This window comes from Anaeromassilibacillus sp. SJQ-1 (genome assembly GCF_046693725.1).
Classification (GTDB): domain Bacteria; phylum Bacillota; class Clostridia; order Oscillospirales; family Acutalibacteraceae; genus Anaeromassilibacillus.
Genome location: NZ_JBKEIV010000022.1, coordinates 84,158 through 97,033, shown reverse-complemented (window position 1 = coordinate 97,033; position 12,876 = coordinate 84,158). Strand labels below are relative to the sequence as shown.

The following is a 12,876-nucleotide window of genomic DNA, read 5'->3' as shown; positions in this document are numbered from 1 at the left end:
TGGATGGAAACGATTACATATGAACTCTCGCCTGGAAGTCCTGCTTCAGAGCATCCAACTTGGCTGCATCTGCGGTACGCTTGGCGCTGGCGTCCTCTTGTATACGGCGCGTTTCCTCAATACCGCTTACGATGGTCTGCCAGGTCTTTTCCAGAGTTTCCACCTTGATGGAACTGGAAGAGGCCAACTGGGCCGTCAATTTTGCCTGATCGGCAGTGTTCCGAGCGTTCTTTAGCAACATTTCGTTGGTTCGGTCATCCAATGCTTGCATGGCCTGCGCCTGAATTTTTTGACGCTTGAGAAGCACCGCCTGCGTCAGAGCCTGTTTAAAGACGGGCAGGGTGATGATGAAAGCAGAGTTGATCTTGCGGATCAGATTCAGATTACTGAACTGCATGGATTGAATCATGGGAATGGACTGCATCGCCACATTTTCTGCAATACGGAGATCTTGGACGCGCTGTTCAAGGATGGTACGCGCTTGTTGCATGGCATTGTAGTCCAACTGCAACATGGCGTCGTCGGGACGAGCGCCGAGATCTGCCTGCATTTGTGTCAAATAAGCATCCATCTCTTGGAGTCCCTGCTCGCCCGCAAGAATATATTTGACCAAATCCTGATAGAATCCCACATTGGCGTCAAAGATCGTTTGCAGCTTTTTGTTGGATTCCCCGATCTCTACTTCGTATTTCTTGAGCTGGATATAGATTTTATCCACCTCTTCACCCATGGTGTGGTATTTAGCCAAAATTTGCTCCAATTGTTTCTGCATATTTCCAAATAATTTTGAAAAGAAGCCCTTCTTTTCATCTGCGGCAATTTCCTCAATATCGAATTTGTCCATGATGTTGCCCAAAGCATTGAGCATCTCACCGGAATCGTTGATTTGGCTCATATTGATACTATTGAGGATGGTATCAGAACATTTGGCAATCTCGTTTGCGACTTCGCCGCCGAAGGAAACAATCGTCTGAGGATCGTTGACGACAATCTGACTGACAAGATCGTCAACCTCCTTGGACCCCACCAGAGTTTGGTTCATCTCCTTCCTCTGTAGGGCAACATCGTAGGGCTTGGGCTCTTCTACCACAGGAGCCGGTACCGGCGCTTGCTGGGTATCCTCGTTCCTGGGGGTATACTGTAGGGCCATTTGAATTCCTCCTTACTACAAAACAAGTCTGGCAGAATCAACCATTCAATGATACGTGCCTCCAAACAGACGGCCAAACCACCCACTCGAGCTGTTGGTCCGTTTGATACGTAGATCGGGAATGGAGAGGTCAAACACGAACTCACCGACAACCAGCGTGTCAAAGCTATCTGGACGCAAATATTTTTCTAAATTTCGATATCCCGTAGGGGTAAAAATGGCGATGTCAAATCCGACCAGGTTGAGAAACGCCAAAAGAATGCATTCCTCCAAAGTAAACATGTTCTCGGTTACATCCACCACCAGAAATTTCGGGATACTTTTGGTAAAATCGAAGTTTTGTAAAAGCCGTAACAACTCTTTGTCCAGGTTCATAAGGACCGACAGCATGGAGGCCGCCAAATCAGGGCCGCCGTTGACGATGAGATCATAGTCGATAAGCGCTTGTATCTTCTCCAGAATATAATCTTGTGTATCGTCCGGCAGATAGTCATAACGATAGAACCGGGAACTTTTTAAAGCTTTGGGGTCCAAGCGCCCATCGTGCAAGAACGATTGGGCCTGTGGAGCGCTCAGAGAAGGACCGTTTACCTGAAGAAACGGGACGGATGTGACGACATAAGTATCTTCGGTCACCATTTCCCGGATCCGATCCCAATAGAGCTTTAAATCCCCTTTGTCTACACCGCTGACTTTGGAAAAGAGATTAGGCACATAAACAACCCCGTCTTCTGTGCGGAAGGAGGGACGGTATTGCGCCTCTTCCCGCCAAAGCTGCCCAACCTCATCATAGGTGGTTTTGAGAGTTACCGGTTGGGAACGGGCAAACTGACGGTCGCGGAACATCCCCGTATCGCTGTACAGGAGTTGATCCAGTTCCCTAGATGCATTATAAGCAGTCGTGCTTGCACGCATCCGTTCTTCCCGTTGTGGAAAAGGCTCCATTGGCAGGTCGTTTTTCCATACAATTGTCTTCCAATCATGGGGCACAAAGTGCTTTTCAAACGCATTTTGCCCGGAAAGAGCAGGACAAAAATAGAGAATATCCACACCGGTATGGGCCAGCGCCCACAAAAGAGAGATTTCTGCTTCTGTGGCTGGTCCATAGTAGAGCAATGCGGGCTGTTGGTCGGAACGGTACTGCGCAAATAGAAGCTCCATGTATCGCTTTAACCAACAGGCTAACCGTACTCCATGGTTTAAAAACCGTACTGCATCTTGTTCTGGACACTGTTCCATCACAAGTGAAAATGCCCGTTGTGCCAGAAGAGCGGGCACTTTTCCGCAGGTGAGAATCAACTTTTCCGCCAGAGCGCGTATCAATTGCGGACGGGGGGATGTTTTGTCCAATGTTCGGAAAAGAGCCGTTTCTGTATTGGTTGGGGCAGGAAACTTGTCCTGTATCAAAATCCAATTTTTGGAAGACCCCTCCAAAGCCCGTTTCAGGTGATAGAGATGATTGCGGTATTCTGTACGTTCTTCTGCACCAAAGCAAACCGAAAAGACCGCACACAGTTTACCGGGCCTTCGCTGTGCACAGGAAAGCAAACAAGCGTCCCATAGGGAGACATCGCCGGTCCAGTCGTTCAGCAGAACGACTTCTTCCATGCCCTGCCAAGGGGGCGGAGGCAAAGGAGACGCCTGTTGGGCGGAAGGGGCAGAACGCCTTTCGGAAACGGGTGGGGAGGACGGGATAGGAACTCCAGGTTTAGGAACGCTGTCCGCTTGCGAGAGAGGCGTTGGGGGAGGGGTACGGACCTCGCCATAGATGGGATGGCCATAGGTTCCGCCCCTTGCTGCTTTGGTGTAACTGTCCTCCGAACAAAAATCGACATACACTACGTCGCAGCCCGCTCGGTACAAAAGTTGTAAAAACAACAGTTCATACCGGCTGATGGCCCCCTCATAGAGTACCTTTGGTGGGACATCCTGTCCGATTCCTTTGAGAATGCCACCAAGAGGGCCGCGAAGCCAACACATATATTTTATATAGGCATTTCGCCGAATATTGTCATTTGCACCCTGGCCTTTTAATATATCTAAGATTTCCGCAATGGCGTTGTCGAGAATCGTCCGCTGCGTGGGACGGAGTTGTCCCAGCCATACGGTCAGATGCCGGGAAACAAGCGCGCGGGTCAATGTGAATGATTCCCCTACCTCGCGGAAAAAACGCTGAATTTCTGGTTCTGTGGGGTTCGATAGGCCGTTTTGTAAATCAATCCCCCCACGATTGGTCAATGCGTATATTTGTTTTAATTCGGTGAGAATGGTTTCCTGCCGGTCATAACCGATCACACGATAGAACCGGGTAACGGACGGTGTCCGGCGGCTCAACGGCAGGAGACAATCCTCTAAAAGAGAGGCATTGCCGGTCATAGCTCTGTGCTCCAATCGCTGAATTGATAAGGCTTTCTATAAGAGAAGCATAAGTCGCCCTTTGGATATTAGCGGCTATTGCTGGTGTTCATATTCATTGCCTTGGTACTGGTATTACCCAAAGCACGGGCAGCATTGATTGTATTGTAGATTTTGATGGTAGGCGCCAGCCAGACGCTTCCTGTTCCTCGATACACGTTTACCAGACCTTCTCCACTGATGGCGGAACCGATAAGCGATTTTGCAGAACGTTCCACTGTAAATTGCAGCGAAGCAGAACGGAGAACAGCAAAGTTCCCATCGACCCGTAACGTGTCGTTTTGCAGCTCAATGATGTCGATTTCACAGGACGGGACAGGACATTCCAAGACTACCAAACCCGTACCGGAGAGGGAAATCTGGAAGAGGCCCTCCCCACCTCCAAGGGCGGAGGAAATACTCCGCTGCATAACCGGTTTAACCGTTACGCTTCCCTGTGCACAGTAAAACATCCCTTTATCCACAATGATTTCTTCTTTGTCCAGTTGAAGAATCAAAAAATGATTGAAAGAAGGCTCCAGGACCAACATACCACTGCCGCGGTATTCCGGCTGTGCGGCTGCTTCTCCGGTGACTGCACCGGAGAACAGGCGTCCCAACGCATTGCCGGCGGTGACACCGGAAACCATTTCCAAGGGCCCCCGGAAATAACTCATAGCGCCTGGCTCTACGGTCACCATATCATTGGAGAGGTATACAGCTACTTGTCGGGCTCGAATGTTTTGTTTCTCCATGAAATAGAGATCCATCGCGGCGCTAGTTCCTGTGGAACCAAACAAATGCTGGTACTCCATAACCTCAATTTTGACGCCGCCATATTCCGCTGAATCAATAATTTTTATATTTTCACGTGTTCCTACCGCACTGTACATGCAAATATTTCACCTTCCTAATCCAAAAATAAATTGAATTACTTATGGCCGGCAACCCATCGAAATCCAAAATGATAATAATCGTCCACCTGGCGATGTCCAGAAAAGAAACGATCCTCCCGTTTGACTTCCAAATGACCACTTGATCCGGACAAACTGGCCAAAACGCAAAAACGCTCCTGACTGTTTGGGTTATCAATGCGAATTTCGATGTCCGGGGCTCCCTGTTGCTGCAAAAGCACAGCGGCGTCTGTCGAACGCCAATTGGGAACGCCATCGTAGATATAGGCGAATACAACTGCAAATTCGATCTGTTCTGGCCGCTTAAAATACATGTTTTCTCCGCCGACACTGTTGCCCGAACGATCATCTTGATCCAATAGGATGAACGGCTCAGAGGTCGCACTTCCAAAGGCGTTTCCAAGGGCTTGTATGACGCCCTTTTTGCCATTTTTCAGCCGGTACATACAGGCCAAATCCAAATCAATTGCACCACCGCGAAATAGGCCGCGCTTCCCGGCATTCCAATTCAGATTGACATGGATTTCTCCACTGTTTTTATGAAGATCAATTTTATGAGAATCTCCGCTCTTTTTAAGGCTGATTTTGCTCAGATTGACTTTAGGAACCACCGGCGGTGGAACAGGGACGGGCGCAGGATTTTGTGGCTGAGCAACTTCCCCGCCAAAATAGGCAAGAAGAGCATCTAAACCACCGTTAAAGCCACTGGAGACAACGGAATAGCGCCAGATATGATCTTTTTTGTAAAGCTCGCAAAGAATTAATGCTCGTTCTTGGTTGAACTGGTCTCCGGAAAAAGTATAGTCGGCGGAGAGAGCGCCCCCTGTCAATGAGATGATTCCGCTGGCAATATCGCGCATCAAACAACCGTCCGCGGCAACCGTGATAACTAGTTTCTGTATGGTGTCTGGAAGGTTGTCCAAGTCCATGGAAAAAGTTGTCCCATCGTTTCCGCTTTCCATAACAATTGCACCCTCTGGAGAGCGCAACTGGTTGTAAAAAATAAAATAACGGTCATCCGACAATTTCCCTTCTGCATCGACCCCGAAACAGGTGGTGTCTGCTTCCCCGTCACGCATCTGTACTGCTACGTGGACCGTTACCTTACCGGATGGGGAGAGCTCCGAAAGCTTTAACTTTTGTCCCTTTTGAAGATCCATTTTGACGAGCCCCTTTGCCACGGTCAATGGTGATTGACCGCAAAAATTCTTACAAAAATCCAACAAATTCAACAATGAATTTGCAAAAAATATACGATTTCTATTATACTATGTCGAGGGTAGGAATTCAACAAATTTGTTGTTAAAATTCACATTTAAGAAATTTGTAAAATAATGGAAAACTGTATGATTTGTAAATAAATGTTCTGCTGTTTACGACCTAGAATGGGTTTCAGAGGATTCAATCTAAAAAATCCCTGGCCCGTCTCCAACATTTGGAAAAGGTCAGGGATTTATAAGTATAGATGTTATTTTTGGGTACAACGGATGTGTCTGACGAAAATAGAAACTTTAACGATAGGGCTTATCGAACTGTCTCTTTAAAAGTTGCAAGGCTTTTTTTTCAATACGCGATACATAGGAGCGGGAAATCTTTAGACGTGCAGCGACTTCTCTCTGCGTGAGGGGGTGATCGTTATTGAGGCCGTAACGAAGTTCAATGATAACACGTTCCCGAGGGGTAAGGACCTGAGCAATGTAACGTTTGAGTTGTTCGGATTTGACCTTCCAGTCCAGATTCTCGACAATGTTGTCCTCTGTGGCCATTACATCCATAAGAGTCAATGCATTGCCGTCTTTGTCGGTGTCAATTGGTTCATTCATGGATACGTCCTGCGCGCTTTTTTTGGCAGCGCGAAAATACATGAGTACCTCATTTTCAATGCAACGCGCTGCATAACTAGAAAGACGAATCCCTTTGGAGTGGTCAAAGGTGTTGACTGCTTTGATAAGTCCAATCGTACCGATGGATATTAAGTCGTCCTGGTCATTTGTATTCGAGTAGTATTTCTTTACGATATGGGCGACCAGACGTAGGTTATGTTCGATCAATTCATTACGCGCGCTGGAATCTCCGTTTTTGAGGCGTTCCAAGCAATTACGCTCTTCCTCCGCAGTTAACGGCCTTGGGAAAGAGCCAGCGCCGGTGACATGTAGGATGAAAAAAATTAGGCCGGAAAGTGCGCAGGAAAGCAGAGCTGTCAGCATAGAATCGCCCCAATCCAAATTAAATTCGGACGGTCGCATACCGTCCGTGTCTCCTAACTATCTTATGGGAAAGGTGCTTGTTTGTTGCAAGTCCCCCTGTATATGCAAAGGAGAAAAGGCTACTATCTCAACGCTTTGGACAGGGAAGAAGAACCATCTTGTAAGACTGCACAGTTTTTGTATAGGCATAGGAACAAAGTCTGGTGGGTACATTTTCAGAATATTTATCCCCTGCAATTAATCCAGGATAAATTTTCTTTATACTATATATTGGTGCTGAGAGGGTACAGCTGGTTTGGAGAACAGACCATTGTTACCCAATAGAATCCTTGTTTGGTATTCCGGCTCACTAGGCCTCCTCCATAGCAAAGCTGGAAAGGGAAGCAGAGAAATAAGTGAATGAATAAAGCCTACAGAATAGGCTCTTTTCATACCCGACAGGATAAGGCAGAAAATCAAATGGTTGCAATGCTATTTCCGCTGTAACAGAGATACCACAATATGCGGAGCATGACGCTTTTTTGGATTTATAAACTTCATCTTTAAGGAGGATCAGCGTATGGGAATCCGACTGATTGCGCTGGATATGGACGGAACAGTTTTGTTGGACGACCACCTCACTGTCACGCCAGCCGTTCAACTTGCCATGCAGAAAGCTGTGAAACGGGGCGTGTTGGTTGTGCCGGCGACAGGACGGGTGGCGGCTATGTTGCCAAGGGTTTTCTTGGAGATGGAAGGAATTCGTTATGTCATCAATTCCAATGGGGCTTCCGTGTGGGATCGTGTAGAAAATCGGGTGATCTACACCAACCCAATGCCGGCAGAAGTGGTGCAGCGGATACTGAAAATTTTAGAACCTTATGGCCTTCTGACACAGATTTATTGTGGAGGAAAGATCTATGCGGAAAAACGTTCTTTAAAGAGAGTGAACGATCTGCCCTTTACAGCGGCCTTTATTGAAAATATCCGAAAGACACAGATTGAGCTGGAAAGCTTTCAAGCGTTATTACAGGGACATCCGGAAGGGGTAGAAAAACTAAATCTGGCCCATGTAGAACCCGAGCTTCGTAAAAAGTTATGGAGGCAGTTTGAGGAGATACCCGAGATCTCTGTGGTATCCTCGGCAGGGAGCAATATTGAACTGAATTGTGCGGGTGCAAGTAAGGGGGATGCCCTGTGCCATCTATGTGAAAGTCTGGGGATTGTTCCAGGTGAAGTGATGGCAATAGGGGACAGTGGAAACGATGTGGAAATGCTGCAATATGCAGATTACTCGGTTGCTATGGATAACGGTACAGCGGAAGCGAAGGCGGCTGCGAAGTATTGCACCGCCTCCAATGCGGAGGATGGGGTGGCCCGTGCGATCGAACGATTCGTCCAACTGTAACGTCAAAGCCGTAGCCCCCAGTCCAATCGAGGCTTGTGGAAGCCCGTGAGGCCATCACGCAGGTTAAGATTCTTAAAAGGCGCGAATCTTCCACTTGCATCGATTGTTCATAGGACCTGTAAATGGGTGTTACACGTACGAACAGAAGCCTGCTATGAATGCTCGGACTTTCTTGCAAGCGGAATCGTTTGATTCTCTCCGGTAGAGTTGTGATCTCATTTTGCCAAAGAAGACATACAAAAAGTGCCTACATTCCTTTTGCTTAAGGAATGTAGGCACTTTTTAATTAGGCATATACGGAAACAATCGTACCTTGAGAAACTTGTCCGCTTTTACATACGATTCATAGATTCCAAGTATTCATCGTATGTGCCGAGACGGTCAATGATTCCATCCTCTGTGATCTCAATGATTCGGTTGGCAACCGTCTGGATAAATTGATGGTCGTGCGAAGCAAAAAGCACAATGCCTTTGAATGCGATCAAACCATTGTTTACGGCCGTAATGGATTCCAGATCCAAGTGATTGGTGGGCTGATCGACGACCAGGACATTGGAACCGAACATCATCATACGGGACAGCATGCAGCGAACTTTTTCCCCACCGGAGAGAACGTTTACCGGCTTTTGTACATCATCGCCGGAGAAAAGCATCTTGCCGAGAAAGCTGCGCAGATAGGTTTCGGTGGTATCCTGTGCATATTGTTCCAACCATTTGATGATGCTCATATCGCACCCGTTGAAATAGGCGGAATTGTCCTGCGGAAAGTAGGATTGGGTGGTAGAAACTCCCCATTTGAAACGCCCTTCATCGGGCTCTAACTCTTCCATCAGAATCTTGAATAGCGCAGTGGTAACCAGATCATTTTTGGCAAGGAAAGCAATTTTATCCCCTTTGTTGACACGGAAGCTGATGTTATTGAGGACTTTTACGCCGTCAACCGTTTTTGAAAGATTTTCAACTTCTAAAATTTCTTTTCCAGGTTCCCGATCCATTGTAAAACCGACAAACGGATACCGGCGGCTAGAAGCAGGCATCTCTTCCACCGTGATTTTTTCCAGAAGTTTTTTACGGGATGTCGCCTGTTTCGATTTGCTTTTGTTGGCAGAGAAACGTTGAATAAAAGCTTGTAATTCCTTGATCTTTTCTTCTGCCTTCTTATTTTGGTCGCGCATAACGCGTTGCATCAATTGGCTCGACTCATACCAGAAATCGTAATTTCCCACATAGAGCTTGATCTTATTGTAATCAATGTCTACAATATGGGTACAGACGTTGTTCAGAAAATGGCGGTCATGCGATACGACAATTACAGTTCCCTCATAATCGGCGAGGAAGTCTTCCAGCCAAGAGATCGACCGCACATCCAGGTCGTTCGTCGGTTCGTCCAAAAGGATGATGTCCGGCTGGCCAAACAGCGATTGCGCAAGAAGCACTTTTACTTTCTCATTGCCGGGAAGCGTGTCCATCTGCGAGTATAGCAGCATGTTGTCCAAGCCCAGCCCTTGCAGCAGTTTCCCAGCCTCTGTTTCCGCTTCCCAACCGTTGAGTTCGGCAAATTCTGCCTCTAATTCCGCAGCAAGATCGCCATCTGCGTCGGAAAATCTTCTTTCGCGTACAGCGCATCTTTTTGCTTAAGGACCTCATACAGGCGGGGGTTCCCCATGAGGATCGTCTCAAAGACCGTGTATGCGTCATAGGCGTGGTGATCCTGTTTCAGAACGGACATGCGCAGCTTTGGATCGATGACGACCTCTCCCTTTGTGGGTTCCAGCTCGCCGGAGAGGATTTTTAAAAAAGTAGACTTTCCCGCGCCATTTGCCCCTATCACGCCATAGCAGTTGCCGGCCGTGAACAATAGGTTGACGTGGGAAAGAGGTTCTGGCCGCTGAAACTTAGGCCCAGATCAGAAACGGTAATCATTTGGCTTCGCTCCTTATTTGAATTACTTTATAACTAACGGTATTTATTATCACTATTTATACTGATTGAAAAGGAATCAATGTTTTTACTGAAACAGACGCTTTCTATTTTATCATAAAAGCGGATTTGATACATATGGTGAAAACCATAAAGGAATCCAGATTTCCTTGTCATTTTTAAGGAAAACTGCTATAATTAAAAGAATACAAATCCACATTAGCACAGGAGGAGTTCTATGAAGATTCAAGAATCCGGAGAAAATTATTTGGAGACGATTCTGATATTAAAAAATCGAAATGGTTATGTGCGCTCTGTGGATGTTGCCAATGAGCTCTCCTTTACCAAAGCGAGCGTCAGCCGTGCCATGAGTATTCTTCGCAAGGCGGGGCTGATTGTCATGGAAAAGAATGGGAACATTGTCCTGACGGAGAGCGGTTTTGCGAAAGCCAGCGCCGTCTATGAGCGCCACACTGTCCTGACAGAGTTTTTTCGCAAGGCCCTGGACGTCAATCCGGAAACCGCGGCACAGGATGCCTGCCGGATTGAACACATCATCAGCCAGGAGAGCTTTGAAAAAATTAAAGAATATGTAAAAAGCCACGAATAATCTAAGGGTGGTTTTGTTCATAAAGAGGTGTTAGCAAATGCAATTTATTTCAGCTCAATGCCCTCACTGCGGAAAAGAACTTCAGTTGCCAGATGATGCGCAACAAGTGGTCTGTATGTATTGCGCCAAGCCTATTGATGTTCAAGCGGTGTTGTGCTCCCAGGGGGATTCAGAATCGTATCCGTCGTTGTTGCGCACAGCGAAGGAGCAATTAAAAAACGACTTGGTCGCTTATCGGGCAAATATCCAGGCGGTGAATAATCATGGGTATCCGGAGGCGTTTCGGTCCTATGCAGAGAGGTGGGCGCCGGTATTGCAGGCTTATTGTGCTGCAGCGGAGGCTGGCTCAATAGAACGTGCGGCGGAAGAATACAGCGTTTTTTTGATGGAGCGCTTTTTGGAACTGTTTCAGCAGATGGAACTGAAGGAGAGCGACACGCGTTTTTTTGATTATCGCTACACGGTTGTCGCGTTTCTGATCCCCGCAATCCTAAAGCAAGAGCATGAGGCAGCGGAGGCATTGGCAGACCATTTTCTTGAAAAGTGGAATAAACAGTACCCCAAAAAGCCGCTGGGAAAAGCACGCTATGAAGAGATCAGCAGAGGTTTCCGTCAAAGGTTGTGTTTTATTACTACGGCGGTGTGTGAGTTTCAGGGAAAAAGCGATGATTGTTATGAGTTGACAGCCTTCCGCCGTTTCCGGGACGACTGGCTAACACAGACGCCGGGAGGGAGACGGAAAATTCAAGAGTACTATCTTTTTGCACCGATTTTGGTGCAAAAGATTGACCACCGTGCGGACCGTGCATCCATCTATCAGGGAATTTGGCAAAACTATTTGCAGCCGTGTCTGGTGGAGCTTGAAGCTGGCAATCCAGAGAATTGTGCCCGAACATATGAGGACATGGTGTCAAGGTTGGAACAGGAGTTCCTTCCAGCGTAGGGAAAGCGAGGAAAACAGATGGACAACACCCGACTGGAACAGCAGCTGCGCTTTCTAATCGAGGTAGACAAGATGAAAAGCGTCTATCGCAGAACCATTTTGATCGATAAAACGCGGCGTGAATCGGATGCAGAGCATTCTTGGCATTTTGCTTTGATGGCAATGCTTTTAGCGGAATATACCGATCCGGAAAAGGTTAATTGCGAACGTGTAATTCGAATGGCTTTGGTGCATGATTTGATCGAGATTTATGCGGGCGATACCTTCGCATATGACATACAGGGAAATCAGGACAAGCAGCAACGGGAAGCCGAGGCTGCAGACCGGCTTTTTGCAATGTTACCGGAAGATCAAGGAACGGAACTCCGCGCATTGTGGGAAGAATTTGATGCGATGGAGACGGCGGATGCGCAGTATGCAGCGGCGATCGACCGTTTACAGCCATTTTTAAACAATTATTTGACTCAGGGGCATACCTGGGGACTCGGCGGTGTGAAGAGCAGCACAAGTTTACGAGCGGATGGCTTCCATCCGTGTGGCGCTTCCGGAAGTTTGGACGGTTGTGGACAAGATGGTTCAGGAGAGCATTGAAAAAGGCTACTTGGAAGAGTGATGACAAAGATAAAAAACGGCGCTATCTGAGCATTCGGATAGCGCCGCTTTTTAATTACTGCTTTTAGGGTCGAACGAAACAAAATAGGAAACCACCTACATAGCGGGGAGTAGAAGAGTTACACGAAAAATCATCGAACCAAGTGCAAGGAAGAGATGTAGGACTATATAAGAAAGAAGATTTTAATGACAAAACAAGCGAATCGTTTTTCAAAAATTTTGATATTAAAAAACAACGGTCTAAAAAATATAAGCATGGAGAATGATTGATCCACGAAAAAGGAACAATTTTTCCACGAATGAACTACGATGGAATGGACCTTGCTATGACATAAAAAAGAGTAAGTGAGATTGCACATGAATCTTGTATATCTCTTATCTCATGGGGGATAGCCTATTTGTTTTTTGATCATTTTTCGAAGGGAAGTTGCCCAATGCATATTGCAGATTTGAAGCGCTGGGAGATGAAAAGAAATATGGTTTTCCAGAGCGGCTTTATGAAGGCCTGCAAAGAAAGGTCTCGAGAGGCGATGGCTCAAAACACATCTACACGCCTACATTCCTGATCGATCTGAATAGCAACAAGTTCTCACCCTATAAAATGGGGCCTTTAGAGCCTTCTGGGTTTATTGGGGACATGTGCTCCATTGCATAGTCAATACATTGATAGATAAAAGCGCTGCGGCTCAGGTTGAATTCCGCAGATAGACGATCGATTTGCTCGATTTTGTCGGAACTC

Annotated in this window: 9 protein-coding genes and 1 pseudogene; 4 read left to right on the top strand and 6 right to left on the bottom strand. The window is 46.9% G+C overall.

Going from position 1 to position 12,876, the window contains the following annotated elements:
- Positions 1-13 precede the first annotated feature (13 nt).
- The 5 genes from ACGCCZ_RS06295 to sigK all read right to left on the bottom strand — a co-directional run bounded on the left by ACGCCZ_RS06295 (position 14) and on the right by sigK (position 6,665).
- Positions 14-1,150, bottom strand: coding sequence for a toxic anion resistance protein (locus ACGCCZ_RS06295; protein WP_054324730.1), 1,137 nt, complete (start codon positions 1,148-1,150; stop codon positions 14-16).
- Positions 1,151-1,195: 45 nt separating this feature from the next.
- The gene (locus tag ACGCCZ_RS06290; RefSeq protein WP_411655582.1) at positions 1,196-3,526 is read right to left on the bottom strand and encodes a YceG family protein; all 2,331 of its coding nucleotides are present in this window, start codon (positions 3,524-3,526) and stop codon (positions 1,196-1,198) included.
- A 68-nt stretch (positions 3,527-3,594) separates the two neighbouring features.
- On the bottom strand, positions 3,595-4,437 hold the full coding sequence (locus ACGCCZ_RS06285) for an AIM24 family protein (protein ID WP_085533411.1): 843 nt from the start codon (positions 4,435-4,437) through the stop codon (positions 3,595-3,597).
- A 38-nt stretch (positions 4,438-4,475) separates the two neighbouring features.
- A complete protein-coding gene (locus tag ACGCCZ_RS06280) occupies positions 4,476-5,618 on the bottom strand; it encodes a TerD family protein (protein ID WP_054324734.1) in 1,143 nt (380 codons plus the stop codon).
- Between the two features lie 351 nt (positions 5,619-5,969).
- Positions 5,970-6,665: an RNA polymerase sporulation sigma factor SigK gene (gene sigK, locus ACGCCZ_RS06275; RefSeq protein WP_054324747.1), complete on the bottom strand. Its 696-nt coding sequence runs from the start codon at positions 6,663-6,665 to the stop codon at positions 5,970-5,972.
- A gap of 559 nt (positions 6,666-7,224) precedes the next feature.
- Between sigK and ACGCCZ_RS06270 the strand changes: the two genes are divergently transcribed.
- Positions 7,225-8,052, top strand: coding sequence for a Cof-type HAD-IIB family hydrolase (locus ACGCCZ_RS06270; protein ID WP_085533407.1), 828 nt, complete (start codon positions 7,225-7,227; stop codon positions 8,050-8,052).
- Between the two features lie 332 nt (positions 8,053-8,384).
- Here ACGCCZ_RS06270 and ACGCCZ_RS06265 read toward each other — a convergent pair.
- Positions 8,385-9,975 (bottom strand): annotated as a pseudogene (locus ACGCCZ_RS06265) (ABC-F family ATP-binding cassette domain-containing protein).
- A 235-nt stretch (positions 9,976-10,210) separates the two neighbouring features.
- Here ACGCCZ_RS06265 and ACGCCZ_RS06260 point away from each other — a divergent pair.
- The 3 genes from ACGCCZ_RS06260 to ACGCCZ_RS06250 are packed head-to-tail and all read left to right on the top strand — an operon-like array spanning position 10,211 to position 12,116.
- Positions 10,211-10,582: a metal-dependent transcriptional regulator gene (locus tag ACGCCZ_RS06260; RefSeq protein ID WP_054324737.1), complete on the top strand. Its 372-nt coding sequence runs from the start codon at positions 10,211-10,213 to the stop codon at positions 10,580-10,582.
- A 37-nt stretch (positions 10,583-10,619) separates the two neighbouring features.
- On the top strand, positions 10,620-11,525 hold the full coding sequence (locus tag ACGCCZ_RS06255) for a CFI-box-CTERM domain-containing protein (protein ID WP_411655581.1): 906 nt from the start codon (positions 10,620-10,622) through the stop codon (positions 11,523-11,525).
- An 18-nt stretch (positions 11,526-11,543) separates the two neighbouring features.
- The gene (locus tag ACGCCZ_RS06250; protein ID WP_411655580.1) at positions 11,544-12,116 is read left to right on the top strand and encodes an HD domain-containing protein; all 573 of its coding nucleotides are present in this window, start codon (positions 11,544-11,546) and stop codon (positions 12,114-12,116) included.
- Positions 12,117-12,876: the final 760 nt, after the last annotated feature.

Coding starts and splice junctions, on each gene's coding strand:
- ACGCCZ_RS06295 (WP_054324730.1), bottom strand. CDS start 1,150: ATGGCCCTACAGTATACCCCCAGGAACGAGGATACCCAGCAAGCGCCG.
- ACGCCZ_RS06290 (WP_411655582.1), bottom strand. CDS start 3,526: ATGACCGGCAATGCCTCTCTTTTAGAGGATTGTCTCCTGCCGTTGAGC.
- ACGCCZ_RS06285 (WP_085533411.1), bottom strand. CDS start 4,437: ATGTACAGTGCGGTAGGAACACGTGAAAATATAAAAATTATTGATTCA.
- ACGCCZ_RS06280 (WP_054324734.1), bottom strand. CDS start 5,618: ATGGATCTTCAAAAGGGACAAAAGTTAAAGCTTTCGGAGCTCTCCCCA.
- sigK (WP_054324747.1), bottom strand. CDS start 6,665: ATGCTGACAGCTCTGCTTTCCTGCGCACTTTCCGGCCTAATTTTTTTC.
- ACGCCZ_RS06270 (WP_085533407.1), top strand. CDS start 7,225: ATGGGAATCCGACTGATTGCGCTGGATATGGACGGAACAGTTTTGTTG.
- ACGCCZ_RS06260 (WP_054324737.1), top strand. CDS start 10,211: ATGAAGATTCAAGAATCCGGAGAAAATTATTTGGAGACGATTCTGATA.
- ACGCCZ_RS06255 (WP_411655581.1), top strand. CDS start 10,620: ATGCAATTTATTTCAGCTCAATGCCCTCACTGCGGAAAAGAACTTCAG.
- ACGCCZ_RS06250 (WP_411655580.1), top strand. CDS start 11,544: ATGGACAACACCCGACTGGAACAGCAGCTGCGCTTTCTAATCGAGGTA.